The sequence below is a fragment of the Dehalobacter sp. 12DCB1 genome (assembly GCF_004343605.1).
Taxonomy (GTDB): Bacteria; Bacillota; Desulfitobacteriia; order Desulfitobacteriales; family Syntrophobotulaceae; genus Dehalobacter.
Genome location: NZ_POSF01000002.1, coordinates 11,558 through 35,034, shown reverse-complemented (window position 1 = coordinate 35,034; position 23,477 = coordinate 11,558). Strand labels below are relative to the sequence as shown.

Genomic DNA, 23,477 nt, shown 5'->3' with positions numbered 1-23,477 from the left:
GCAACAATCGGCAATACGGAAAAAACCCGACATTGTTTCAGCTAAAATGCTGGAAGGGCGAATTGCGATTCTGATCGACAGTACCCCCTTCGTCCTGAAAATTGGCAATTACAAATTAGTTTTGAAAAAGTGCCTGCTAGATGTCCCCAATCGCCGTATAACTTTTCCCGTTTGACGGCGTCCTGTCCTATGTGTATTGATTGAAACAAGATCATGTGGACTTCGATGCGACTTACAATCTAAAATTCATTCTTAGTGTATAAAAGGTAAAAAAGTTTATAAAGTTCCGGATCATAAAATTCTTTTTGCCTTTTCATAATTTCAAATGCAGTTTCTGCTTTCATAGCCCTACGATAAGATCTATCACTTGTTAAAGCATCGAAAGTATCTGTGATCCTTATAATTCTTGCTCCTAAAGGGATGAATTGCCCTTTACGTCCATAAGGGTATCCGGTTCCATCAAAGTTTTCATGATGGTACAAGATATTAATTGCTATTTCTTCCGGATAACCAATTTTTTTTACTTCTTTGTAACTCAAAATAGAGTGGGTCTCAATATGCCTTCTTTCTTCACTTGTTAAATTACCTGGTTTATTTACAATATCCTGGGATAAAAAAGATTTACCTAAATCATGAAATAATGAGGATATATAATACTTACTTTTATCTTCTTCCGATAAACTTAAAAAATCAGCTAGGCGTTTACTCATATTTGCGACTCTAATAGCGTGTCTGAGATCCCTTAAATATATTACATCCGACATAATTTTCTCCTCTCAATAAATATGAACTTGTCTTTAAGTGCGCATTATTCCATAGAATTTCATTATTCGTTGCAACCTCTCTAAGAAGTTTAAGTATTGTGAATAATGCTGATATATATTGATATAAACACGTGCATTTGACAAAGTTAAACCCCGGTCACACCGGGGTCTAGTTTTATTTTGTGCATTCTGCAGCTTGGAGTTTGGATTACCAGGGCATCAAATCATCAAGAAGTGATGAATTACACTTAAAATCTATTCGGCATAGAGCTGCCAATAATTTTGTGCTTATACCCTTTAATACACAATCATACTAGGCTGATTTGTTCTGAATATTGTAACCTAAACATCCACCCTGGCATTTCTTCTCCTGCCAGAATCTACACCCACCACATTCTTTAAAGGCGGGATTAAAAAAACGTTTGCTATCGATCTCACGAATAAAGAATTCTTGAATTTTCGCAACGGTATCGAAATCTTTAATATTTACGGAAAGATAATCCTCAAAGACAAAACAACGCGCTACACTTAAATCCGGTCGTATATCCATTACCGGCCGACACATTTCTCTATGAACAAGGTCAAAACCGGAATAAATGAAATTAACAAGTTCCTCATTTGAAAAGATACACTTTGGAGGGTTGTTACAGTCTATATGGGGCATAATTCCATTTTCATGACATGAGTCCAAGAACTCGACCAAACGAGGGACATAACTTTCATAATGCTGAAGAGTCCCGGCTTGATTATTATTAGACGGGACCGTGATACTATAACGAATGGTTTTTAAGTTTAACTTCTTGCTCTCTTCAATAATATAACTGTAATCAAAATGAGGCTCAAAAATATTAATACCGAGCGTTACACGAGGCTCGATATTTCTTCTTCGGTATTCGAAAACCATATTTTCAACATTATTGACAGTTTTGCTATATATGTTTTCGCCGATTACTTTTGGGCCATTAAGATTAATTAAGAAAGATACTTTGGGGTGGACAATGGAATGGCTCAACTTCTGATCCAGAGCAAGGGCATTAGAAAATAATTGAATCTTATGAAAGAAAGGATCTTTAATTCCGTCATTAACCCATTGCTCGAATTTCGGGTGCAAGGTTGGCTCCCCCCCTAGAAGCCTTAATTCCGAATGCCCGGATCTTTTAAAGAAGTCAAGAATGTAAGCGTAATATTCATCTGAGATATTAACCTTGTTTTTGGGGTCACAGTTTGCAAAACAATAGGAACACTTTAAGTTGCAATAGTTATTTAACATTATATTCATTCTAAAAAACTCCTCAATAATTTATGAAATTAACTTTTATCTCTTTCGAAAAATGCAATCGCGGCTTAATAAGCGTTATATTCATCATCTCGTAATAACACTTTGGAATGTCTTAACATTTGTTACCGTTACGGCATTTGCAGATCCGGTACTGTTTCTTGCTGTTACGGTAAAGGTAATTGGTTGCCTTGCTGTGCCAGCAGGTACGTTATAACTACCCACCCACGTATTACCGGATGTATTAACAAACGTTATAGTCGTCGAATTTAGAGAATTTATTGCTGTAACCTGAGTAACAGTACCCGCGGTCGTTGCTGTAATTTGAATTGTCGTCCCAGGAAAAGCTACAGCTTGAACACTGGCTGTAACTGTCGGCGGCGGTACATAGTTATCCCAATTACCCCAATTGTAGTAATTGCTATAATTGTAATAATTGCTGTAATTATAATAATTGCCATAATTACTGTAATTGCTGTAATTAGAGTATTGGCTGTATTGGGAATAGGTTTCGGTATGGTTTTGCCAGTTGGTATGGTTTTCCCAAACACCGGCATTTGAATAATTGGCATTCCAATTGACATAATTACCGTAAATATTGTTATAAACATTCGTATAAGCCCCATAATTTGTGTAATTACTCCAACTTGACTGAGGCCAGGTCCATTGAACCCAGGCAAAGGCTTTCTCCGGCTCAAGCGAAAACTTCAATCCCCATGATGTTGAATATTTGCCATCCTTAGAATGCGGCCGGTCAGGATAATTATTTCCAATGACATCTTGAGTTATTGAGGTATGAAGGATGCTAAGTGAAACAAAAGCAAAGAGTAATTTTTTTAATCGCGTATACGTTCTTGACATTTCAATCACCTGCAGCACAAGATAGATTATTTGTTGTATTTTTGGCCAGCACATATTTTTCAATCAAAGCGGCTTTATGAAAGCAGTAATCACAGGCAGCACCGCACTGGGAAGAACACTGCGGTTTATTTTTTATAAAATGGTTAATATCAGGCATGTATTCAATGACTTTATTCATTCTTAAAGTCCCATATTGACTGAACGCTGTGTTCATAAAACGAGAGTTATAAGTATTGTAAAACTCGTTGAGCGCATATTCTTTGTCCGTTGCTCCAATCATGTAAGCCCGAATCTTATTTAATAATTCGGGCTTTGGATGGTCCCTGCCAACTAGCTTAATACTATTAGCTCCGGCTTTTTCTAATTCAGTTAATTCCCAAGGATAAATTATTCTGTTTAGAACCATTTGAATAGCGGGGTTACAGCCTGTTATTCGGTCACAGATAAACTTCGGAAATTCACGGAAGACCGGGCTGCATCGATGAATATTTTCCTGCCTGCCAAACAGAGTATAATGAATATTCTTTGTAGGGCAGCCATAGATACAAGCTTCATCTGCCATAAGTTCTAAACCGGTTTCCGGAAATAACTTTTTAAATGACTCGATAAAAGCAAAATCTTTATTCAGATCAGAAGCAGGAATAATATTGGAAATTCCTAAATTTTCAACAACATACTTTGCTTGGGTGATCGAACGGATATCCATCATCGTTGAAGCATTGACAGATAACCCATTGAATTCTTCCTTTAAAAAATCAGCCAGAAGCTGGCTGCCCACGGTTATGCTTCTAACGCCTATATCGGCAAGATGGCTGACAAACTGCTTGAACTGAGGGATATTGGATTCGAAATCATAAAGCGAAATGGTTGAAATGCTATTCATTAAATAAATGAACTCGATATTATTCTTATCGAGCTCTTGGATATACGGCCTTAAATCCTCTAAGGTAAGTATTTTGCTGTTTTCCTGAAAATTAACAGACCGGCCATGTTCAAAACCTGACTTGGCATAAGAAGTGTAAGGGAGACTGTTATAAGCAGAATGAATTTTATACTTTGTGTTTTTGCTGTTGAGATTAGATAACTGCTTTATATAATCGAAATCGAATAATAAAGGAACAGAAAAAACCATTTCTCTTGGCAGGCTCTTTAGAGAAATGGTTTGTTTTTTCTTAAATATATTGATCATACAAATTACACTCTTTTCTTAATATTTATTAAACGACTAAAAACTCCTTAAGCTTATTTTCCGCCTGAACCGGGGCATTAATAAGCTTAATCGACTCATCTAAAATCTTATCGATCATCTTGGCGCTCCGGAATTGATTCGTGAAAAGGAAATTAAGAAATCTTGGGTTATATTTAGGCATATCATCAAAATCAATTTCATTGATAACCCGAATGATATGGCTGATGACCTGTCTATGGATATAACAATTTTCAGGTTCAGGCTTATTCATCGATAAATCATATTGCAAATTATCGTTAAAGCAGCCACAGTGACAGGAAAAGTAAAAATCACAATCACTGCAGTTTTCAAGCATTCGGCGGGTACCCTCTATCCAACGTTGATGATTGGGATGATTAAGAATATCTTGGACTGACTCCATATCAAATATATTGCCGAAAGACACTGATGCGTTTTCGGGCCAGTCGCGGCCGCAGTGATAAATCGTGCCATCGGGCTGAGTTGAAAACCAATTGCTTGCGCAATCAGCAAAACTACAGGAGCCTCCGGCTTCTAACGCTGTCCGGAGATACCTTTCGCATATATCGGAATCAGCCGGTCTATAAGTATCCTTAATCCAGTAATCGAAGAATTTGCAAAGTTCTTTTGCAACAACTTTACCCTCCAAGGTATAGGAGTATGCATTTTTACTGGCTGAGAAAATGAGGTTCATTTTACATCCGATTCCCAAGCGCTTAAAATACTCGTACTCTTCAATCATGTGGTGGATGTTATCTTTGGTGAGAATTATAATGGCCCCGCCCATAATGCCGTATTTATCTGCCAAGGCCAACGACTTCATTAATTGACCGGTATTCTTGCGGGTTAAATGATTGGTTAACCCGTCAAAACTAAAGCCGGGGCGGATGTTAAATTTACTTAGCATAGCTGCATTATCATCATCGATTAAAGTTAAATTGGATTGCATACAGATATCCACATTCTTAAATTGCTGTCTGATTAAATCATTGGCTGTTTCATAAAAATCATGGTCAATCAGTAACGGTTCTCCCCCGTGCCATATCCAAGACCCAATATTTACACTTTTAAATACCTTAAGCAGTTGCTTAACAAGATCAAGCGATATTCTATTTCCTTCGGCATTCAGATCCTGGCGAAACATGACATCATAACAATATGGGCAGTGCAAATTACAAGCATGGGTAGTTTTGACAATAAGAGTTGTCGTATCGGGGTAGCCCATATTCTCAATGGCATCCATTCTTTTGAAATCAATATCGTTTTTAAAAAGATCTTTATGACGTTCAAACTGTTTTAGCGATGATGAAAACATCATCCGTTTATTATCGTCTATGACTTCCAAAATCTCCGAAGAATTCAATCCCGGCATGATTAACCGATAATTACAACTTCTGAGCTGTCTTTCATATCGATTGTTATATTTGCGAAATTGATGCAACTCATCTTTAGAAATTAAATTCATAAATTTTCTCTCCTAATTCTCTAATTGGCTTGCTTGTTCGGAATCAACTTTCCAAACACCGTTTACCTGAAGTAATATCACGCGCTCTTCATATTTGCTTACCCAATAGTTGCCGCCGTTTTTAGCTGCATTAATCACGGTCACAAACTTCAAAAAAGCGCCTTCTTGGTTGTTTAATTGAGGGATTTGATTAAAGCTGATATCTTCAAGATAAATTGATTTCACCTGTCTTGTATCCTTATTGTTTATACTTTCGGATTTAAAACTAGGGAAGTAATTATCCAATTCTTGCTGGAAATGAACTGTTGTATAATTGCTGCCCGGCATTTGGGCAGTCGATTGCAGCTGTTTGTAATCTGTTGTCCGGAATACCGATAGCCATTTTGCCCCTGCTTCATAAGCTGCCTTTTCTTTATCTGTCTTTGCAGCATCGTTTTTTAAATCAATCGGATATCCTAAGCTATACAAAGACAGGTCCGGATTTGTTACGGGCTGAGGCTTAGTATTTGTCGTTCCTGATCCTTTTTGTGCTGCTCCGGAAGTTGGTAAAGTCCCAGATTGTGAGTTATTCTCACCTTGTGGGTTATGTTTAATCTGAGATTTCTTTTCGGTTTGTGAGTTACTGTCTTCATCGGCTTTTGGCAGTTCCTTAATAGGCTGCAATTCTTTCTCGGTCTTTTGGTTGTCTGATTGATTATTATTTTGAGTTTCCGTATTCTTTACTGCAGGTTTTGTGGTCTGGGGTTGAGGAACAGCTTTTTTTGAACCGCAGCCAAATAACAATAGCGATAAAATAAGAAAAATAATTGGGAATATCATTTTATTTTTTTTATTAAACATCGTGCATTCTCCTTTCCGTTTATCCAACCGGAACCTGTTTATCATTCATTTCAATGTAAACTTTGGATAGGGTATTAACCCCTGCAGAATCCGATTTACGCCTCCCATCCATTTGGGATTCCATTTTTTCCAACTGCATAAGAACTGCAAATTTAATAAATTCAATTTTATCTAACCCTATAGAAAGGCTGAAACCTTCAGCTCTTTGATTTAAGTTATCTGATACATCAAGTTCCCATTTAACCAATTACCAACACCCCTTTTACTTATTTTTTAAATGTCTTACTACTCCCGCAACAAGAGCGATCACGCCTATTCCAAGAACAATTGGCCCAATGATATTCATAAGCTCACCTCTTTATACCATATTACAACATATATAGGAATTTTTTGGTATTATACTAAAATTTATATTAAATTGCCGAATAAGTGACTTAAAAACAGAGTTACAATAAAGGAAATGGCAATTAGAACTGCACCCCCGCCCGGAAATTCGGCCTTTTCATTAGTAAAATAATTTGTATTCTCCCCGAGAACAAACAAAGAGATTGTATCTGCTCTGACATCGGTAAGAGTCCCAGCAAATCCTTTCAATTTAATCGTTCTGATCAAAAAATAGAAAAAAGCAGAGAACATACAAATTGCTAAATTTAGGAATAATCCTGTAGGGGATAAATACAGACTTAATGCCAGTAATAACTTTGCATCTCCGCCCCTCATGGCTTTCTGCGAATATACTATCATTAAGATAAAGAACATAAAAATGTACGAAAATAAAAACGTGACGGAGAACTTATGAAAGCAGGTCATAAAAAAAATCCCCAGTAAAATACCAGGGAGAGTTATCCAGTTATATATTTTTCGTCTCCGCCAATCAGTTATCGTGCTTATCAGCAGCATCACAATCGGAATTATATAAAAAAGTTGTTCTGTCATAGACTATCCTTCCTTTATTTTTTTAGGGAGATATTCTCAATGATGCATCTTTGGCAACCTTTATCGTCCAGTAGGGAGTCGGATCAACCAGCTGGGTGAAACCCCTCCATACTTTCACCTCAACATAAGCAACATAACTGGGGTAATTAATCGCATGCCCATCGATAGGGCTTACCGCCGGTAATACGTCAGAATTATACGCATGGTAATAAAGCGTTGCTTTGTTGATTGCAATCACCGGCGATCCCGGCAACGGATCGAGGTTATTGTCTAAAGATAAATTTTTCTTCAGCATATCGAGAAATACGCTGTCCGCTTTCGCTGAGTCGATAGCCAGAATTCCTTGATTAAGCTTAGCCTGATCCGTTTGCTCCGTTGCTGCCAAGGCGGCAAACTTTACGCTGTCAATGATTCCGCGTTTCATATTTATGGCGTGATAATAGTCTGTTGCCCACCCAAATAAAGCTAAAAACAAGCCAAGGTATATTAAGACTTCAACTAAAGCGGAACCCCGTTCATTGTCTCGAATATTTTTTAATATTTTCATGTTCATCACCTTAAGGTAAATACTGACTCATAATCGTTTTCGTTACGGATATTGTCTGTGAAGCGGCCACCGGATGACCGCTCGACCAATCCGTAAAATTGCGCGGCCCTGAAACTGTTATGGTAATGTACTGACCGTATGGAATGCGGTTCGTATCGTTGCCCGATCCGGTAATCGTAAACGAATTGACATTTACCCCGGTATGGGCAAGCTGATCTCTTATCAAAGTCTGAACTTCCGTTGTTGTCCCGCCCACAATAGCAGCCCGTTCAAGTCCCAGGTTAACGGCATTAATCATTGATCCTTGCATATTATTCAAGAAAAACAGTGAGAAAAAGGCAAAGAAAATCATCATCCAAAGGCCGAAGACAATTAAGAACGAGATTAATGACGATCCTCTTTCTTGATCAGGGTTTCTTTTCCGGTTTCTAAGAAAAAGCAATAATTTGTTTTTCATAAAAATAAGCAGATAGCATGCTTTAAACATACTATCTGCCATTCTCCTTTCCTTCTGATTAAGGGGTTGTTATTCCGTTAATGCTTGTATTCATACTGGTGAGCTTTCCCTTCACGGTCGTAAACAGGGTTGCCACAGCACCGATCGTAGCGAGAACACCGCCGAAGATCCAAATGATATTCTGGATTACATCCCCACCCTCATCGTTATAAAGCGTTTTGATTAAATTGATCATGTCTTCATCACCTTTCTTAATTTAATACACTGATACCGCTTGAATCATTCGTTACTTTGCTTTTTACTGTGCCATATACGATCATGGCTAAACCGACGGTTGCCAAGATACCGCCGATGAGTAATATGATTTCTTGGGTTAAATCCCCCCTTTCATCTTTTAGTAATTCCTTTAAAATGTTTTTCACAAAATAGATCACCCCTCACATTACTTGACTTAGATTTTGATTTGCTTGCAGCAGTAATGGCACAAGGATAATGATTGGGATCATAATAAAGGGTATTGTTGTCAAAGCTTCGACAATCATTTTCCGCTTTTTATATCTGCTCATTTCCTTTAACCCTTCTATATAATCAATATCCTTGGATCTGCTTTCCATGTACGCTACCATGTGGGTATTATCGATGGTGATCGACTGCAGCAAAATATCCGCGAAGTTCCGAAATTCTTCGATATCGGTCTCTTTACTTAGCTTGGCAAGCGCGATTCGGGGTCCTTGTAATGAAATTTCTTGCAAAAGTTTTTCTAAATGAGGCTTTAATCGATTCGTTGCGAAAAGAGATCCTTTTATCGAATCGGTAATGGAATGACCGGCTTTTCGCAGGTCGACGATATAGGTCATTGCTTCGGATAATTCATTTGTTAATTCCTCCTTGTATTGAGCATATAGGTATAGGAGAAGAATTGTTGGGGCCGTAATTCCAGTGAAAAAGCCTACAGCAATTAAAAAACCTAAGATGAGGATATTTTGAGAAGCCAAACCGGCAAAGCCAAATAAAACGGTAAACAAAAAAGGGCTGATGCCCTTAAGTGTCTTAAAGTCCTTATACCCTAAAGATAACGGTTTTCCCGGCTGCTTGAGAATTTCAAGAATCAGGTCTGTTTTATTGTTTTTATGTCTATTTTTAGTTTCTCTTTGCTTTGAAAAATACTTTTTAATTTTTGTAAGAAAGGAATCTTTTGTTTGCCTATAAGTAATAACCGTGCTGCTTATTGAATTAATCCTTTTAAACTCTTTTCTCGAATTCCTGATAAAGAAGCTTATGAACAGCACAAATAAGCCCATGGAAACGCCCAGGGCGCATAAGATTGTCATCATATTACATCCTTAATCCTCCATCGATAAATATTTTAATAAAAGCCCGACCTCAATAAGTATGGCAATAATAATTGAATCTGTGTAATAAACGCCTATAGAAGACTGTTTAACCATCATCATGGAATCTGGCCAGAAAAGCCCGACTGCGAAATAGACAACAACCATAACGATGGTAAAGACGATTGCCTTTGATATCAGTGGACTTAAATCTTCTTTAATCGTTTGCGCTCTAATTTTTTTAGAACGTATTTTACCAATTAACCGATATAGATTCTCATCGGTATTTCCCCCGGAAATAACGGCGGAATGGACTGTGTTGTAAAAATCTCTGAACGCTTGGATCTTGAGAATATTGGCAGTTCTTAACACTGTCTGATCAAAACTTTCACCGCCATTTACTTCGGTTTGGATTCTGCTGAATAGCGATTTCATTTGAGAGGGCATCCCCTCGATTGAATCCCAAGTGGCTGCTTCAAGGTTATTCCGCACAATATAGTTATTAAGAATCAAGGTAAACGTATTTAATGCCTGCTTATTGATCAATTTGCGTGTGGAATAGTAGACGATATTGAGTATTAACCATGGAAATATCCCGCCCACGAACGTAACGATGACGATAGCTAAGACGTTATATTTCATTACCACTGCTTGCGATCCTTGAATACCCGGTACTGTAAGCTTAAACATACATATTGATCCCACCAAGGTGAAGATAAAAAAGATAATGCTAATCATCACGAATGTTTTAAACGTCATGTTCAATTGGATGATTTCTTTACGCTGATCAAAGAGAATCCTTATTTTGTTTATGAGACCTGTTTCTTTAAGGACTCTTTCTTGGATAGAGGTTAATCTCCTTTTAACATACCCTGTAATCTTTCTCTTTTCTGTATCCTGGAAAAACCAAGCAAATAAAATAATGAGTAGGCCGATACTCATTCCATAACAAAGAATCAGGTTCATTTTATCCACCTCTTTATCTCGTCGGTATTACCCCTTCCTTTAGCGATTAACCTTTTGGCCAATTTTTTCGTTATCGGCTTAAACGTCATGTTTCCGTTGCTGTCGCGTTTAAAAATGTTATTAATGACGATGTTATCGTTATCATCTAAATCGATTTCAGCAATTTGGGTAATTTCAATCTTTCTGTCAATATTGGCTAATTGAATGATGATATCGACCGCTGTCGCTATCTCGCTATTGATAACTTTATCCGATACATTGGATATGGCCTGTACTTTTGTCCTGAGCTCCTGGCAGCAAGACTCGGCATCATAGGTATGAATGGAGGCCATGGTGTTGGCATGGCCGGATCGCATGGCCCTCAACGTATACATCGCTTCAATCGGATACCGGATTTCCCCGACCAGGATAACATCCGGGTCCATGCGCATAATTTGGGGATAGATTTCTTCAACGCCAATCGGATTATATTTTGTATCTCTCTCAAGCATCTCGACGACTTCAAGCTTAGGATAATACTTCAGCAGCTGTAGCTCAGGCCCGTTTTCAATTGTAATAATCCGCAAACCGCTTTCAGGATCACCAACACTGTTATCTTCAGGGATCAATTCCTGTAATATCCCGGCTAACGTCCTGATTAAAGTTGTTTTCCCCGTATGCGTTCCTCCGCTTACGATGATAGTCGCCCCGGCTTTTACTGCGTCATAAAGAAAATCCAGCTGTCTGTAAGAATGGCCGGTATCATCATTTTGCCCTTCGAAAAGATCATCCTGATCACTTAAGGAAACTCCGGGTTCAGCCGTTTTTAATGTGCCTATACTCTCTAGTTCCTCCATGGTAAAGTTCTTATCCCGAAATCTGCGGATATTGATGGTTATCCCATGGCTTGGAACGATTGAGCTTTTGTTGATGACAACTCTGCTTCGGTCAGGGAGCCAGGCATTATCGACCATAGGACTACCCTCGTTTGCTTCGGAGTGACAAGTAAGCAATATTTTCTCTGCGATTTTTTCTAAATGCTGATTATCTTTAAATTTAATATTCACGGCATGGTAGCGGATGCCGTTTTTCTTGTAGGTAACTTTATCAATGCCGTTTACACATATTTCAGTAATATCGGGGTTAAGGTAGATTAAATCATGCAAAATATCGTAACCTACGATGTATTTATATACTTCCCAGATAATTTGTTCGATGCCCATATTCGGGATTTCAACTTTGTTGGTAAAAAGAATTTCCTTCATTACTTCTTTTATTTTTTCTTGGGCTTCAAAATTTCCGTAGATAGCATCACTCAACAATTTGGAATGTTTTTCCGCCAATTCTGTTTGGATGATGCTTGTGGCTTTAAAAAGCAATTTTTTATCGTCTTCAGAACTTACATATACTTTGGCAGCCTGAGCCAGACTGACTCTCATACCTAGTCACCGTCCTTTTTATTGCTAAATGAAAAGAGCCTAAATCTTTTGGCTCCCTTCTTTTTCAATGGGATTTCTTTATGCAGCTTAAATGACGCTTTCTTTACATGATCCGAAACTTCACGATATTTTAAAAGAGAATCCAAGGTAACGGTAAGGTTATCATATTTAACCTTCGGTATCGCCGGTATGGTTCCAAGCAGAGGCAATCCTAAATTTTTCTCGATTTTTTCTTTTGTGTACATGGCTTTATTCGAATATTGGTTGATTAACAAATGGAATTTATTAATCCCGACTTGTCTGACAGACAAATTGTTAAGCCACTTTGCTGTATTTTCAATGACATTTCTGTTTTGGTCCACCACAACAATAACATCGGTCGCCATTTTCAAAGCAATATCTGTCGGAATGATGAGTGTATCGCTTTGGACGTCAATAATAAGAACGTCCACAATCTCCGACAGATCGGAAATAATCTTTTTGGCCTGGTTTGGCCCAAGTTTTTCTATCAGTTCGGGATGCTTTGTCAGGCCTGTCCAGTAAAGAAGGTTAGGAATATCTTCAGTCTTGATGGCATTTTCTTCTAAGATATCTTTATACGAGAAATTATCTTGCCAGGATTTCAAAACAAATTCGATCGTGCTTTCTTGATCTTCAGTATCCAGAAATAAATGGATACTGGGAGTTAGTACCGCAAAATCCAATAGCCCGACTTTTAGGTCAGCTATTTTGGCAAAGGTTTGGGCGAAAGTTAAAGCCATGGTTGTTTTTCCAACAGAACCAACACCCCAAAAGGTAATAATTTTTTTATAACCATTCTCTGTTAATTGCAGCTCGTTATCTCTTGTCATTTTGCGATCCCCCTATTTCTGCATCGCTAATAAAGCAAGGATAAAATCTTTAGACACATTTACATTAGAATTCTCAACAACTTGGTTGATATTATAAAGATTTACCGAGTCTTTGCTTCTTTTGCCAAGGGAGAGCGTCCCCATTGTCTCTGCCTGTTTGATGATAAGAAATTGCCGGGGCGTTACTTTTGCAATGATTTCAACCGGAATACCCTTTGTTTGGTTTCCATTGGAAAGACTTACAACACTTTCTGCTTTGGACTGGATATAGGGCGTATCTGCTGAAGTGAGAATATTACCGGTTGCATCGGCTGTGGCCTCGATAAATAAGTCCGTTAATATATATCCTGTCATGGATGTACTTCCTGATACTTTAGGGTCAACACTCATGACAAGATCAACCGTTTGCCCGTATCGGACTAAACCGGCAATTGAACCGTCATAATCCGTTTTAAAGGCAATCAGTCTGGTATTATTTTCTGAAACTTTAGGATTTTGTTCTATTTTATCGGTTCTGACAGGATCTCCTTCCTTTAACGGCCAATTCAGTGTTTTTCCTATAACTTGATTTTTGTCGGTGGCAGCGCCGTCAGGAACACTCTCTCTTGGCACTTTTTTTATAATTAGCTGTTGGTCATATACAACTGTGTCTTCTGAAATATCTGAGGCAGCAAAGACAACCGGGATAAGACCTTTTGAATAGTCGATTTGCAAATAGATTCCGATTCCGCTGCCTAAAGCCAGGATAGCTCCGATAATAAATATAATTCTTCTCAAAACTTACACTCCTTCATTATTTCTTACTTGATAAACCGGGGAAAAAAGCTCTTTCTGGAGTTATCTATATACAGCATAGATAACTTCTTTGTATTTATAAAGGGTAAAGCTATTCAAAAAACTTAGGTCTGCCGATCAGATAATAGCTTGAGGCACTGGAACCGGATACAACGGTTATCCCTACATTGTTCTGGCCAGCATTACAATTGGCAATTAACAGATTTCCGTTTTCCTTGCCCACAACAATGCCCACATGGCTTAGGTCGGAATAAAATGCCAAATCCCCCGGCTGAGCACTGACCCAGTTTACCGGCGCACATGCGGCATATTGGCTAGCAGTACCGGTTCCAGTTATTTTCGCAGCATCTGTATTACCTGCGGCATTGACGAATACCCATGCCACATAGCCGGAACAGTCCAACCCGAAAGCCCGAACGTTTCCGGACGTTGCGCTGCCCTCGTCAGTTACTTTAGCAGGTGTTCCCCAGCGGCTGTCCCAACCGATGACGGTGGATTTACCTCCCCAAAAGTAATTTACCTTACCGACAAGGGAATAGGCGGCTAGTACAAGCTTTTTCCGCTTTTCGTCCAAATCCGGCGGCAGGTTGTTCATAATAGCTGCAATTTCCTTCGGAGAAAGGGTTATATCCGTATAACTACCTATAAGCCTTAAAAATAGCTGCTTGTATTTGTCCTGCATCAACTCATTCAACATCCCCGCTTCTTGCTGATTGAAATTGTATTGGGCGATCATATCCGAATAAGATTTCGAGATCACATGAATATGCAAGACAGTCTCGGTACTGGTCGTTTTCCCGTCCGTGTGCTCAATCGTGTCCAGCCAATAATCGATTTTATTCATTTCCCAAAATATGTTTCGGAGGATTTCCACTTTTGTATCGTCAAGGGTGGCAACCTCCATGCCGTTTTCCGGATCGGCGGTCACTTTCACCGAGTACACCGCCAGAATGTCACGCCAGTTGCTGACCATGGTACTGCTGCCGTTATTGGACAAATCCAGCGTGTCATAGGGATTTTCATTCTCTATTTGCTCAATTTTTGCCCTGAATTCCCCGTTTAACCGGCTGACGGCCTCCGTCATAACCGGCGTATTCTTACCGGTGTCTTCATTGGAAAAGAAAACTCCGAATACTGACCCTGACATAAGCCCTACCAGACATACCAGTAAGATGATAACAACCGCTGCCCAACCTCCGGCGGCAATCAGTGCAATCAGGCTCTTCAATGCTGCAATTATCACTTTAATAGTGGCAAGCATTGCTTTTGCCGCCGTTTTTCCCGAGACAGCCGCAGCTCTTGCTGCGGTCCGTGCCGCTTGGGTCACCCTTTGGGCGACTTGAGTTGCATTAACGATAGTTTTGGCTGCTGACTGTGAGGCCTTAATGGCTGTCTTGGAACTGCGTTCGATGGTCTTAACTCTTCTTTGGGCCGTTTTAACCATGCCTTTAGCCGCCTGTTTTACGGTTATACTACTCTCTCTAGCAGATTGTTTGATCCTGCGTCCTGTTTGGCCGTGAATTTTGCCGACCTGCAATGCTGCTTTTTCTGTAGGTTGAAAAACTGAATTTTGGAAGGTCTGAGCAGCTTTTCTTTCAGCCGTTTGCTTTGCCGTTAAAGTTGCTTTGCCCTGAACATATCTCTGTTTTAATTTTGGAACTTTAGCGTCGGGATAGGAGGTACGCCCCGACTGATTTCCGCTAGTAATAGTAGTAGAAGTACCCGTCCCGCCTGCCCGCCGTTCCTTGATTTTCCACACCGCGTTTTTGCCGTGTTCTCCCATAGTTAGCGCTTTTTGAACAACTGTTTCCGTACCGTCTTTTACTCTACTCACTGCTTTATCCACATAGTTACTGTCTTCGTTATGCCCGCTTTGCTCCGCCTGCTCCTTTGTACGGATATAGGCTTTTTTCATCCTGTGCGATACATCCGAAGCTTTATCCAGTACCTTAATGTCTTTGATAGCAGATTTCGTCCTTATTTCTTTCATTACCCTCATCGCCTTCCCCCATTGGACTCAATCTATCTGAAAGGTTTACAGTTCCTTTACAGAGAGCTGTAGGGCAGGACGCTCCGGACTCAGGCAATACTCGGGATAACGCAGCCGGATAGCTTCGAAAAAGTACGCCGCAAAACGGCAGTCAAATAATTCATACGGCGTGGAGTACCGCTCTTTTCCCTCCTCTGTCCACCCGTTCCAAAGGTTAAAAGCCAAGCGGCACAGACGGATGGTTCCTCCCGTCTGCCAGGCGGCTCCAAGGTTTTGCGGCTTAATGCACTTCTCTTTAAAATCAAACAAGGAGCGGATATGATCCCTTGTTTCCTTACTTATCCCCATCGTGTAGAAAAATGCCCTGTGATACACGTCAGTATTACCTGCTGCATCGAGCATATTGTAATAAAAGGCCTCATGCTCTTTGCTTACAAACCGGATATTTTTCATTGAATTTTCTCCTTCAATATGATGAAAAAGCCGTCATTACGTACCGGCTTTCCTCAATGAACATATAGGATTAGATTTCAGACTGTTCGCCAGGTCTTGTGGTCATCAGGCGATAGAGCCTGGTGTTGCGTGGAAATTGATCGGCAAAGGGGACAAGGGAACTTCCCACCTTAATCAACCCGTTCCCCGCATCCACGTTGGTGATGTAGCTGAGCTGAAGGTCGGAAATGTTCAAAAGCCTGGCCAGCTCCATTCTGTCGGTGCTGGCCTGATTGAGCATGACGATAAATTCACTGTTGGCCAGCATGGTCCTAGCCGTGTGACTCTGCAGCAAATCATCAACATTTTGGGTGATGCCTGTGCAGAACGCCCCGTATTTACGGACGCGCTTCCACAGTGTAAAAAGGAAATTGGCCGAATACTCATGCTGAAACATCAGGTAAATTTCATCAATAATTATGAAAGTATTTTTGCCCTTGGCCCGGTTCCGGGTAATCCGGTTCAGGATGCTGTCCAGCACCACCAGCATACCGATGGGCAAAAGCTGCTTGCCCAAGTCCAGAATGTCGTAGCAAATTAGGCGGTTGTTGACGTCAACATTGGTCGGTTTGGCGAAAGTGTTCAGGCTGCCGCTGGTGAACAGCTCAATAGCTAAGGCAATTTCCTGCGCTTCCGGTTCATCCTGTTTTAAAAGCTCCGCATGAAAATCCTGCAAGGTGGGCGTTATCCCCTGAAAGTTGCTTTGCAGATACTTCCGGTAAACACTTGCGGTGCAGCGATCGATCAGGGACTTCTGTTTCGCCCCCAGGTTTTGGCCGCCGATCAGCTGCTCACATAAGGAAAGGACAAATTCGGATTTTAGGATGACCGGATTAGCCCCGTCGCCGTAATCACGGTTCATGTCCATGGCATTGATATGGTTTGGGGAGGTTGCGGAAATATGAATGATCTCACCGCTCAAGGCTTTGACAAGGGAAGAATATTCTCGCTCCGGGTCAATCAGTATTATGTCGTCATCGCTGGAAAGGATCTGGTTGACAATCTCCCGCTTGGCTGTAAAACTCTTGCCGGAACCGGATACGCCCAGGATGAAGCTGTTACCGTTTAAAAGCAGCTTGCGGTTGGCGATTATCATGTTCTTGGATATGACATTTTGGCCATAATAGATACCGCCGTTGTGGGAAATTTCCTGCGCCCGGAAAGGAATAAACACCGCAGTACTCTCGGTGGTTAGCGTCCGGATAGCTTCGATTTTCCTTAGCCCATAGGGAAGCGCCGTATTTAATCCGTCCATCTGCTGGAATGTCAGGGTGGAAAACTGGCAAAGATGCTTCCGTGCGGTAGTCAGCAAGGTTTCGGTATCGCTGTCCAGCTGTTCCTTGCTGTCCGCAACATGCACCATGGTCAGCACCGCAAACATCATCCGCTGGTCGCGAGTGGTCAGGTCGTCGAGGAACTCCTTGCTTTCTTTGCGTTGCTGTTCCATGTCGTAGGGTACAACGGCGGAAAAGTTATTGTTCTGGTTTTGCCGTCTCTGCCAGTTTGTGATGTTGGTTTCCACCCCAAGCAGTCTGTTTTCCACCTCCCGTACCGCTTCATCCGTGGGGATGGGGATAATATCCAATGACAACATCATGCTGCGGTTAAAATCGCAGAGTTCGGATATCATGCTGTCTTTGATATAGCTGGCGTATTCCCTTAAGAAAATGACGCGCCCGTACTTGTTTCCTATGCGGAAGTGGTCTTTTGCAAATTCAAAGGTGTCTGGAGAAATATAGTCCTTGAAGTCGTGCCCCTTTTGCATTGTTTCGGATAGATCGAACCGGAAATCCGTTTCTTCGCCGGGACGGAAAAAATCATGCAGGATGCGCAGGCGGTCCATAGTATCCAGTTCCACGCACTTGGAGCCAAGGTGGGAAAAGTGGGTGATCAGGTCGGCTCCGATGCGAGAGAAGTAGTTCCGTGCTTCCTCAATATTCTTTTTCAGCACCGATACGGTTACATATTTATCCTGGACAATCCCGTTAGCGCTGGTGGCCTTGTCCAAAAGCATCCGGTTGTATTCCCCACGGTAATCGTCCAGCCCGTCCCCCTTGAGCGGGATGAGAATAGAGCTTTCAAAGTCCATTTTGTTCAAGCGGCGGTTGTTAATGGTGATTTTGGTGGTCGCTCCGCTGTCCAAAGAATTGAGCAGCTCCGAATAAGACAGGAACATTGCTTCCTTGTCTTCTTTGGAGGCCACCGCGTAATTAATATCTGTAAAACGAAAGGACTTGGAAAATTTGTTGCCCACCTTAAAAATCCCGTCCGGCCAGACGGCCTTGATAGGAATAGTCTGCTGGACACCTTTGGGGACAACAAACTTCTCCTTATCCTGCTTCACAATTTTCTGCAGGGTTTTAATCATGTCGTTTCCATTCCTCCTTTTCCTTGTTTTGAATGCTCTGCTTCAACGCTTCGAAATACACGTTTGTCGGATAAAACATCAGTTTTTTGGGCAGGATAAACTCCGATTTGAGATACGCCCAGAAAAACTGTTCCGCTGTCATGCCGTGATAGCGGATAAACCCCATGGCGGCAAAGGGGAACGCACCCAAAATGCACACCCAGCTCACTGTTTCCGTGCCTAAGACATTCCGCAGGCCGAAGTAGATGCCGACGGCAACGCCAACAGCCAGGAGAGAAAAAATAAACTGTCGCATGGACAGTCCAAAGAACATGCTTTCCGTGTAATCCCGGATTTCCCGGTTGATTTTAACTTCCAAAGTACACCCACCTCCGTAAAAAAACAGCGCCCCTCAACGAAGCGCCATCAAGAATTTTTTACCGTTCCTGCCGGTTTTTTTTATGCTTTTCTTTTTCGATTTGGATCTTGACCACCAACTCATCAACCTTACGGTTCTGTTCCATAAATGCCTCATCCTGTATAAGGCGAATACCGTTTTTCAAGGCTTTATTACCAAGTCTGTTGAGTTTTTTCTTCTCTCTTTCAAACTCGTCATTGAGAGACCCCTTTTTCATGCTCAAATCTCCTTTGTCTGATTTTAAGCCGGATGACAATGGAGTGTTCTTCATCACCTTCATAATGCAGCTTGATGTGTTTACGTACCATGAAACAACAGATTTCTTGTCTCATCTTTTAGAAGGACTCCTTTCGGTTTTTACTGCGAATATCGACTTATTTTTATATTTTACTGCGATTAACGCATTAAAACTATTGTCCCCTCACATAAAATTGAGAAGAATAGTGAGGTGCAAAGGTATGAAACCACGACAGAACCCGCCCGGCAATAAAAACATGATTGGAGCCAAGGTTGTTGCCCTTCGGAAAGCAAAGAAAATAAAGCAGAAAGATTTTTTGGCGAAACTGCAAACCGTGGGCTTGGATATCAGCGCGACAAGTCTTTCACGTCTTGAAGGGCAATATCGTCTTGTTCAGGATTATGAGATCGTTGCGATTTCGAAAGCATTGGATATTTCTATTGAAGATTTGCTGGTGAAAAGACGGAATGATTAATAAGGGTACGTCGCTAAAATAGTCCGTGCACAGCCTTCCATTTCCTTCCTTGATACGTGATAATAGGGATAGGAAAGGAGGGTTTGTTTGTGTTGTATACATCCATTTTCTTATTTTTACTGATGCTGGCTCTAAACTTCATCTTTAAGATTGCGTCGGTTTTTCGCTTGGGCGTGCCGTTGCTTTATGTTCTTTTGGTGGGCGCTTTGTTCCCAAACTTTGTACAGGAACATGAAATGTTGACAACCCTAATCTTTTTAGCCCTGCTTGGCCTTGTGGCCCTAAGTTGGGTTGCGGCCATCCGCCGAAAAATCCGGCACAGGCGGGAGCAGAAGGAAAACCAATATTATGAGGACATAAACACCTGAGAGTATTAAATTTACAACCCCATCATTTCCCGCACCACCCTGTCAGCCATTTTTACGGCCCCGACCAGCACCAGCATGTTGAAAATCGACTCCCCGATATAGGACCATACCATTGTGACGGCGCTGGCACCGGTGTCCACCACCGGTGGGGAAGACGCAAAGACGGAAAAGATTACGCAGGCTAGGACGATAATGGCTCCTTCCAGACACACGGCGGCGTAGCCTTTCAAAAAAGCTTTGCCGATGCTTTGGCTCGGCTCTCCGGCGAAGGAGGCCAGAGGCACAGGGGCAATGGCGGTGTATAAAAATATTTTAAAAAAGCGGGCGTACACCGTAAGGATCATAATAAAAGACAGAACCGTAATAAATAAACCGCCGATGAGCGTCACCGCCCACAGCGGAATACTCGCCCAGAAACCGCAATTCTCAATGGCCTGCACAATGGTGTCAGGCAGTATGGTCTGGGTGGTCGTCCCGAAGCCTGCAGCGCTCATGATGCTGGAGATAATCCCCTGCACGATATTGAACAGCGCCATCATTAAGTCCAGTCCATAAGTCACGACGCCTTTGGCCAGGGCAAACCGGATGAAAAGCTTCAAGGCGTGCTCCGGCTTTTTGACTTCGGCGAAGCTGCCACAGGTTTTGACTACGCCGATGACGAAAAACAGCACCAACAGGGCCATGCCAACGGCCTGCAATGCGCCGTGAATATTAACGATAACATTCCAAATACCGCCGCCTTTAAATTCAGTTGGCGATTGGGTAATAATTTGCAAAATCTCCGCCAGCTTTGCATTCCAGGTTGCCAGGGCGTTATTGAGATTGTCGATGACCCAGTTGCCGTTTGACAAATAAACTCACCTCATTTCTGAGACAAAGCCCGCGTACGAAACGTGGGCTTATCTTTGTAATCGTTACCGGCATGGTTCATCCCTGCTGGGCATTTTGTCCCTGATGACGCTATATTTGTCATCCACGTAGAATTTATTGACAAACGGGTTATAGATTGCATGGCACTTGACTCCGTTATATTCGGCAAGATAATCGTTGTCACCCAGCCTCTTGAGGATGGTAGCTTTCCGCAGTTCGCCGTTCAGTGAATGAATGTGCATTTCTTCATTGATCGGAAATGTATTAAACATGGCGATCAACCTCCTGTAATCAGAGTAAGGATCTCTTTGGCAAAGGTAATAATCACTCCGCCTGCCAGCGTCAGGAAGCCGTTGGCCCGCTGGGAAGGGTCGTGGGATTTAAGGGAAAGGCCGATTTGCACAATGCCGAAGCCTAAGAGAATCATCCCAATGGCGCGGATCAGTCCAAAAATGAAGTCGGACAGATTGTTAATCACCTGGAGGGGATCGCCTGCCGCGTAAGCAGGGGCGGCCAAGAAGGAAAGCATTAGTACCAGTGTGCAGTAAACTGCAATAGTCCTTTTGATTTTCCTGGACATTTTCATAGAATCATGCCTCCAATGTATTGTTTTTCAGGATTGCATCTGGGTTTCGAGTTCTTCCTCGGAGAGAAGCTCGTAATCGCTGTTTTTGTTTAGGACCACAGCTTTCCAGTCCAGGGCGGTTTCCGTACCGCCGTGCCGGAAAGGTTGGCCGCCGCCGTCAACAGTCAGTTCCAGATTGGAGTGTTTAAGGATATCATACTTGTCGTCCATAATGGCTCGTTCACCGCGGACAAAGAGCAAGGCATAGCGGTTGTCCAGCATCCGCACCTCGTCGGGGGTCAGAAGCTCGCGCCCCGACAGCTGATAATTGACGGAGTAGCTTCCATTACGGCCCTTGCTCTGACCGTAGGTGTTCATGTCAATGGTTTCCTTGCCTAAAAGTTCGGATACATACTTATGGGTACTTTGCTCATTGCCGCCCAAATATAGAAACTCGTCACAATTACCCAGAATGGATTCCCAGGTATCCTTAAACAGGGCTTTGAGCTGTGCCAGGTTTTGCAGGATGATGGACACGGATATTTCCCTGGAACGTATGGTGGACAGCAGCTTGTCAAACTCATCAGGCAGAGCGACATTGGCAAATTCATCCATGACAAAGTGGACATGAACGGGCAACCTGCCTCCGTACTTATAGTCGGCAAGGTACATGAGGCTTTGGAATAGTTGGGTGTAAAGCATCCCGACTATAAAATTAAAGGATGAATCGTTGTCGGGTATCACGGCAAAGAGCGCTGTCTTTTTCTCCCCGACTGAGGACAGCTCCATTTCATCCACCGTGGTGATTCCCGCAAGGGTGGACAGGTTGAACTTTTCCAGCCGGACACCCAAACCGATGAGAATAGATTTGGCGGTTTTGCCCGCCGCCAGCTTGAAGATGTTATATTGCTTGACTGCTAGGTGCTCCGATTCCCGCATTTCCAGCCTTTCGAACAGCGCGTCAAGGGGGCTTTGATAGGATTCGTCATCCTCATGGACCTCGGCGGCGGCGATCATCTCCATGACCATCGGAAAATTCTGCTCTTCCTTAGGTGCTTCATAAAGAAGATAGAGGATTAATGCCTCCAGTAAAGCGGTTTCAGCGCGTTCCCAAAAGGGGTCGTTAGTGTTGGAACCTTTGGGCGTAGTGTTGCGAATTAGGTTGGTGACGAGCTTTAACACGTCTTTGTCGTCCTTGAGGTAAGCGAAGGGATTGTAGCAATGGGACAGGTACATGTTGATTAAATCCAGAACCTTGATTTCATAACCTTTTGCTTTCAGCAGGTTTCCCGTGTCCCGCAAAATTTCCCCCTTGGGATCGAGAACGATAAAAGAGGTGTTAGCCTGCATGACGTTGGGTTTGGCGTAAAACCTTGTCTTACCGGAGCCGGAGCCGCCCACCACCATGACATTCAAATTCCGTTTGTGCTTACGGCCATCCAGGCCGATACGAACGTTTTGCGTCAGAATTTTGTTTTTTTGAGGCTCTTTGTCCCGGTATTTCTTGCAGACAGTCGCCGCGCCTCCCCAGCGCGCGCTGCCGTGCTCCTCCCGACTGCGGTAATTGCGCTTGGTAGAGAGGTAAATCCCTGTGCCCATGCCGTAGGCGGCAACAAAGAGCAGGATGCACTTGAGCGAATCGTTTACCCACCGAATGTCAAAAGGATTGTTTATCGCTAACGTGAGATTGGCAAGGATTTCAGGAAGCCCCCTGGAAAGGGAAGGGGCGGTCAGCAATGCCGCCCATACCACAGGGATTAAAAAAACCGCAAAGAGTATGAGGTTGCTCCTTGCGGTTTCAGCGCGCTTCATCGTGACTCCTGCGCTTCTGCTTTTTGGTCGGGGCGTCGATGGTTTTGAGAAGTAGCTCGTCTACGGCATCGGTGGGGCGTTGTTCTTCAATCAGGTCGTTTCTGAGTTCGTTCAAGGCGTTTACCATAACGCCGTATTCGTAGTCGTCCAGGGTAAGCACCCTTTCTTCTTCCTTCATAGGCAATTCC

The 23,477-nt window shown here is 42.2% G+C and carries 29 protein-coding genes; 2 read left to right on the top strand and 27 right to left on the bottom strand.

The annotated features are described in order from the left end of the window. Positions 1-239: 239 nt before the first annotated feature. From C1I38_RS00775 to C1I38_RS00680, 22 genes are all read right to left on the bottom strand, one after another. Positions 240-764: an HD domain-containing phosphohydrolase gene (locus C1I38_RS00775; protein WP_119775357.1), complete on the bottom strand. Its 525-nt coding sequence runs from the start codon at positions 762-764 to the stop codon at positions 240-242. 313 nt (positions 765-1,077) lie between these two features. Continuing rightward, a complete protein-coding gene (locus C1I38_RS00770) occupies positions 1,078-2,043 on the bottom strand; it encodes a radical SAM protein (RefSeq protein ID WP_119775355.1) in 966 nt (321 codons plus the stop codon). An 84-nt stretch (positions 2,044-2,127) separates the two neighbouring features. Continuing rightward, the gene (locus C1I38_RS00765) at positions 2,128-2,901 is read right to left on the bottom strand and encodes a hypothetical protein (protein WP_119775353.1); all 774 of its coding nucleotides are present in this window, start codon (positions 2,899-2,901) and stop codon (positions 2,128-2,130) included. A 1-nt stretch (position 2,902) separates the two neighbouring features. Beyond that, a complete protein-coding gene (locus tag C1I38_RS00760; RefSeq protein ID WP_119775352.1) occupies positions 2,903-4,090 on the bottom strand; it encodes a U32 family peptidase in 1,188 nt (395 codons plus the stop codon). A 28-nt stretch (positions 4,091-4,118) separates the two neighbouring features. After that, positions 4,119-5,573, bottom strand: a complete 1,455-nt coding sequence (locus C1I38_RS00755) for a radical SAM protein (RefSeq protein ID WP_119775350.1) — start codon at positions 5,571-5,573, stop codon at positions 4,119-4,121. A 12-nt stretch (positions 5,574-5,585) separates the two neighbouring features. Continuing rightward, a complete protein-coding gene (locus tag C1I38_RS00750; protein ID WP_243103682.1) occupies positions 5,586-6,413 on the bottom strand; it encodes a hypothetical protein in 828 nt (275 codons plus the stop codon). A 19-nt stretch (positions 6,414-6,432) separates the two neighbouring features. Then, entirely contained in the window at positions 6,433-6,660 is a 228-nt protein-coding gene (locus C1I38_RS00745; RefSeq protein WP_119775349.1) for a hypothetical protein, read from the bottom strand. 161 nt (positions 6,661-6,821) lie between these two features. Next, positions 6,822-7,349 (bottom strand): A24 family peptidase, encoded by a 528-nt coding sequence (locus tag C1I38_RS00740; RefSeq protein ID WP_119775347.1) that lies wholly within the window; start codon positions 7,347-7,349, stop codon positions 6,822-6,824. Positions 7,350-7,371: 22 nt separating this feature from the next. After that, positions 7,372-7,896, bottom strand: coding sequence for a hypothetical protein (locus tag C1I38_RS00735; protein ID WP_119775345.1), 525 nt, complete (start codon positions 7,894-7,896; stop codon positions 7,372-7,374). 10 nt (positions 7,897-7,906) lie between these two features. After that, positions 7,907-8,395: a hypothetical protein gene (locus C1I38_RS14150; RefSeq protein WP_243109272.1), complete on the bottom strand. Its 489-nt coding sequence runs from the start codon at positions 8,393-8,395 to the stop codon at positions 7,907-7,909. A 16-nt stretch (positions 8,396-8,411) separates the two neighbouring features. After that, positions 8,412-8,588 (bottom strand): hypothetical protein, encoded by a 177-nt coding sequence (locus tag C1I38_RS13950; RefSeq protein ID WP_165904961.1) that lies wholly within the window; start codon positions 8,586-8,588, stop codon positions 8,412-8,414. Positions 8,589-8,604: 16 nt separating this feature from the next. Continuing rightward, positions 8,605-8,775 carry a hypothetical protein gene (locus C1I38_RS13945; RefSeq protein ID WP_165904960.1) on the bottom strand — a complete coding sequence of 57 codons (171 nt, stop codon included), beginning with the start codon at positions 8,773-8,775 and terminating at the stop codon, positions 8,605-8,607. A 15-nt stretch (positions 8,776-8,790) separates the two neighbouring features. Next, the gene (locus C1I38_RS00725) at positions 8,791-9,687 is read right to left on the bottom strand and encodes a hypothetical protein (RefSeq protein ID WP_119775344.1); all 897 of its coding nucleotides are present in this window, start codon (positions 9,685-9,687) and stop codon (positions 8,791-8,793) included. Between the two features lie 9 nt (positions 9,688-9,696). Next, positions 9,697-10,650 carry a type II secretion system F family protein gene (locus C1I38_RS00720; RefSeq protein WP_119775342.1) on the bottom strand — a complete coding sequence of 318 codons (954 nt, stop codon included), beginning with the start codon at positions 10,648-10,650 and terminating at the stop codon, positions 9,697-9,699. Next, positions 10,647-12,068 carry an ATPase, T2SS/T4P/T4SS family gene (locus C1I38_RS00715; protein WP_119775341.1) on the bottom strand — a complete coding sequence of 474 codons (1,422 nt, stop codon included), beginning with the start codon at positions 12,066-12,068 and terminating at the stop codon, positions 10,647-10,649. The genes C1I38_RS00720 and C1I38_RS00715 overlap by 4 nt, the downstream gene beginning before the upstream one ends. Positions 12,069-12,070: 2 nt before the next feature. Then, entirely contained in the window at positions 12,071-12,919 is an 849-nt protein-coding gene (locus C1I38_RS00710) for a P-loop NTPase (RefSeq protein WP_119775339.1), read from the bottom strand. Positions 12,920-12,931: 12 nt separating this feature from the next. Next, positions 12,932-13,696, bottom strand: a complete 765-nt coding sequence (locus C1I38_RS00705) for an SAF domain-containing protein (RefSeq protein WP_119775337.1) — start codon at positions 13,694-13,696, stop codon at positions 12,932-12,934. 109 nt (positions 13,697-13,805) lie between these two features. Then, the gene (locus tag C1I38_RS00700; protein WP_243103680.1) at positions 13,806-15,713 is read right to left on the bottom strand and encodes an NlpC/P60 family protein; all 1,908 of its coding nucleotides are present in this window, start codon (positions 15,711-15,713) and stop codon (positions 13,806-13,808) included. A gap of 36 nt (positions 15,714-15,749) precedes the next feature. Further along, on the bottom strand, positions 15,750-16,157 hold the full coding sequence (locus C1I38_RS00695) for a DUF6075 family protein (RefSeq protein ID WP_119775336.1): 408 nt from the start codon (positions 16,155-16,157) through the stop codon (positions 15,750-15,752). Between the two features lie 70 nt (positions 16,158-16,227). Continuing rightward, on the bottom strand, positions 16,228-18,564 hold the full coding sequence (locus tag C1I38_RS00690; RefSeq protein ID WP_119775334.1) for a VirB4-like conjugal transfer ATPase, CD1110 family: 2,337 nt from the start codon (positions 18,562-18,564) through the stop codon (positions 16,228-16,230). Continuing rightward, positions 18,557-18,922: a PrgI family protein gene (locus C1I38_RS00685; RefSeq protein ID WP_119775333.1), complete on the bottom strand. Its 366-nt coding sequence runs from the start codon at positions 18,920-18,922 to the stop codon at positions 18,557-18,559. The genes C1I38_RS00690 and C1I38_RS00685 overlap by 8 nt, the downstream gene beginning before the upstream one ends. 58 nt (positions 18,923-18,980) lie before the next feature. Then, complete coding sequence (locus tag C1I38_RS00680; protein ID WP_119775331.1) at positions 18,981-19,178, bottom strand: hypothetical protein; 198 nt, start codon at positions 19,176-19,178, stop codon at positions 18,981-18,983. A 241-nt stretch (positions 19,179-19,419) separates the two neighbouring features. Between C1I38_RS00680 and C1I38_RS00675 the strand changes: the two genes are divergently transcribed. Both C1I38_RS00675 and C1I38_RS00670 read left to right on the top strand, forming a co-directional pair. After that, positions 19,420-19,674: a helix-turn-helix transcriptional regulator gene (locus tag C1I38_RS00675; RefSeq protein ID WP_119775330.1), complete on the top strand. Its 255-nt coding sequence runs from the start codon at positions 19,420-19,422 to the stop codon at positions 19,672-19,674. Positions 19,675-19,763: 89 nt separating this feature from the next. Next, positions 19,764-20,042, top strand: a complete 279-nt coding sequence (locus tag C1I38_RS00670; protein ID WP_015042123.1) for a hypothetical protein — start codon at positions 19,764-19,766, stop codon at positions 20,040-20,042. 11 nt (positions 20,043-20,053) lie between these two features. On the opposite strand, the gene C1I38_RS00665 is transcribed toward C1I38_RS00670, so the two are convergent. The 5 genes from C1I38_RS00665 to C1I38_RS00645 all read right to left on the bottom strand — a co-directional run bounded on the left by C1I38_RS00665 (position 20,054) and on the right by C1I38_RS00645 (position 23,467). Next, complete coding sequence (locus C1I38_RS00665) at positions 20,054-20,893, bottom strand: hypothetical protein (RefSeq protein ID WP_119775328.1); 840 nt, start codon at positions 20,891-20,893, stop codon at positions 20,054-20,056. 63 nt (positions 20,894-20,956) lie between these two features. Continuing rightward, a complete protein-coding gene (locus C1I38_RS00660) occupies positions 20,957-21,184 on the bottom strand; it encodes a hypothetical protein (RefSeq protein ID WP_119775327.1) in 228 nt (75 codons plus the stop codon). Between the two features lie 5 nt (positions 21,185-21,189). Further along, the gene (locus C1I38_RS00655; protein WP_021315773.1) at positions 21,190-21,498 is read right to left on the bottom strand and encodes a TrbC/VirB2 family protein; all 309 of its coding nucleotides are present in this window, start codon (positions 21,496-21,498) and stop codon (positions 21,190-21,192) included. A 27-nt stretch (positions 21,499-21,525) separates the two neighbouring features. Beyond that, positions 21,526-23,289 carry a VirD4-like conjugal transfer protein, CD1115 family gene (locus C1I38_RS00650; protein ID WP_119775325.1) on the bottom strand — a complete coding sequence of 588 codons (1,764 nt, stop codon included), beginning with the start codon at positions 23,287-23,289 and terminating at the stop codon, positions 21,526-21,528. Beyond that, entirely contained in the window at positions 23,276-23,467 is a 192-nt protein-coding gene (locus C1I38_RS00645) for a hypothetical protein (RefSeq protein WP_021315779.1), read from the bottom strand. Before C1I38_RS00645 ends, C1I38_RS00650 begins: the two co-directional genes overlap by 14 nt. Between the last annotated feature and the right edge of the window lie 10 nt (positions 23,468-23,477).

What these genes read in the sequence shown, in the direction of transcription:
- C1I38_RS00755 (WP_119775350.1), bottom strand. Translation starts at nt 5,573, where the DNA reads ATGAATTTAATTTCTAAAGATGAGTTGCATCAATTTCGCAAATATAAC.
- C1I38_RS00760 (WP_119775352.1), bottom strand. Translation starts at nt 4,090, where the DNA reads ATGATCAATATATTTAAGAAAAAACAAACCATTTCTCTAAAGAGCCTG.
- C1I38_RS00690 (WP_119775334.1), bottom strand. Translation starts at nt 18,564, where the DNA reads ATGATTAAAACCCTGCAGAAAATTGTGAAGCAGGATAAGGAGAAGTTT.
- C1I38_RS00715 (WP_119775341.1), bottom strand. Translation starts at nt 12,068, where the DNA reads ATGAGAGTCAGTCTGGCTCAGGCTGCCAAAGTATATGTAAGTTCTGAA.
- C1I38_RS00720 (WP_119775342.1), bottom strand. Translation starts at nt 10,650, where the DNA reads ATGAACCTGATTCTTTGTTATGGAATGAGTATCGGCCTACTCATTATT.
- C1I38_RS00650 (WP_119775325.1), bottom strand. Translation starts at nt 23,289, where the DNA reads ATGAAGCGCGCTGAAACCGCAAGGAGCAACCTCATACTCTTTGCGGTT.
- C1I38_RS00675 (WP_119775330.1), top strand. Translation starts at nt 19,420, where the DNA reads ATGAAACCACGACAGAACCCGCCCGGCAATAAAAACATGATTGGAGCC.
- C1I38_RS00645 (WP_021315779.1), bottom strand. Translation starts at nt 23,467, where the DNA reads ATGAAGGAAGAAGAAAGGGTGCTTACCCTGGACGACTACGAATACGGC.
- C1I38_RS00655 (WP_021315773.1), bottom strand. Translation starts at nt 21,498, where the DNA reads ATGAAAATGTCCAGGAAAATCAAAAGGACTATTGCAGTTTACTGCACA.
- C1I38_RS00660 (WP_119775327.1), bottom strand. Translation starts at nt 21,184, where the DNA reads ATGTTTAATACATTTCCGATCAATGAAGAAATGCACATTCATTCACTG.
- C1I38_RS00765 (WP_119775353.1), bottom strand. Translation starts at nt 2,901, where the DNA reads ATGTCAAGAACGTATACGCGATTAAAAAAATTACTCTTTGCTTTTGTT.
- C1I38_RS00740 (WP_119775347.1), bottom strand. Translation starts at nt 7,349, where the DNA reads ATGACAGAACAACTTTTTTATATAATTCCGATTGTGATGCTGCTGATA.
- C1I38_RS13950 (WP_165904961.1), bottom strand. Translation starts at nt 8,588, where the DNA reads ATGATCAATTTAATCAAAACGCTTTATAACGATGAGGGTGGGGATGTA.
- C1I38_RS14150 (WP_243109272.1), bottom strand. Translation starts at nt 8,395, where the DNA reads ATGGCAGATAGTATGTTTAAAGCATGCTATCTGCTTATTTTTATGAAA.
- C1I38_RS00695 (WP_119775336.1), bottom strand. Translation starts at nt 16,157, where the DNA reads ATGAAAAATATCCGGTTTGTAAGCAAAGAGCATGAGGCCTTTTATTAC.
- C1I38_RS00750 (WP_243103682.1), bottom strand. Translation starts at nt 6,413, where the DNA reads ATGTTTAATAAAAAAAATAAAATGATATTCCCAATTATTTTTCTTATT.
- C1I38_RS00700 (WP_243103680.1), bottom strand. Translation starts at nt 15,713, where the DNA reads ATGAGGGTAATGAAAGAAATAAGGACGAAATCTGCTATCAAAGACATT.
- C1I38_RS00725 (WP_119775344.1), bottom strand. Translation starts at nt 9,687, where the DNA reads ATGATGACAATCTTATGCGCCCTGGGCGTTTCCATGGGCTTATTTGTG.
- C1I38_RS00770 (WP_119775355.1), bottom strand. Translation starts at nt 2,043, where the DNA reads ATGAATATAATGTTAAATAACTATTGCAACTTAAAGTGTTCCTATTGT.
- C1I38_RS00775 (WP_119775357.1), bottom strand. Translation starts at nt 764, where the DNA reads ATGTCGGATGTAATATATTTAAGGGATCTCAGACACGCTATTAGAGTC.
- C1I38_RS00680 (WP_119775331.1), bottom strand. Translation starts at nt 19,178, where the DNA reads ATGAAAAAGGGGTCTCTCAATGACGAGTTTGAAAGAGAGAAGAAAAAA.
- C1I38_RS00710 (WP_119775339.1), bottom strand. Translation starts at nt 12,919, where the DNA reads ATGACAAGAGATAACGAGCTGCAATTAACAGAGAATGGTTATAAAAAA.
- C1I38_RS00735 (WP_119775345.1), bottom strand. Translation starts at nt 7,896, where the DNA reads ATGAAAATATTAAAAAATATTCGAGACAATGAACGGGGTTCCGCTTTA.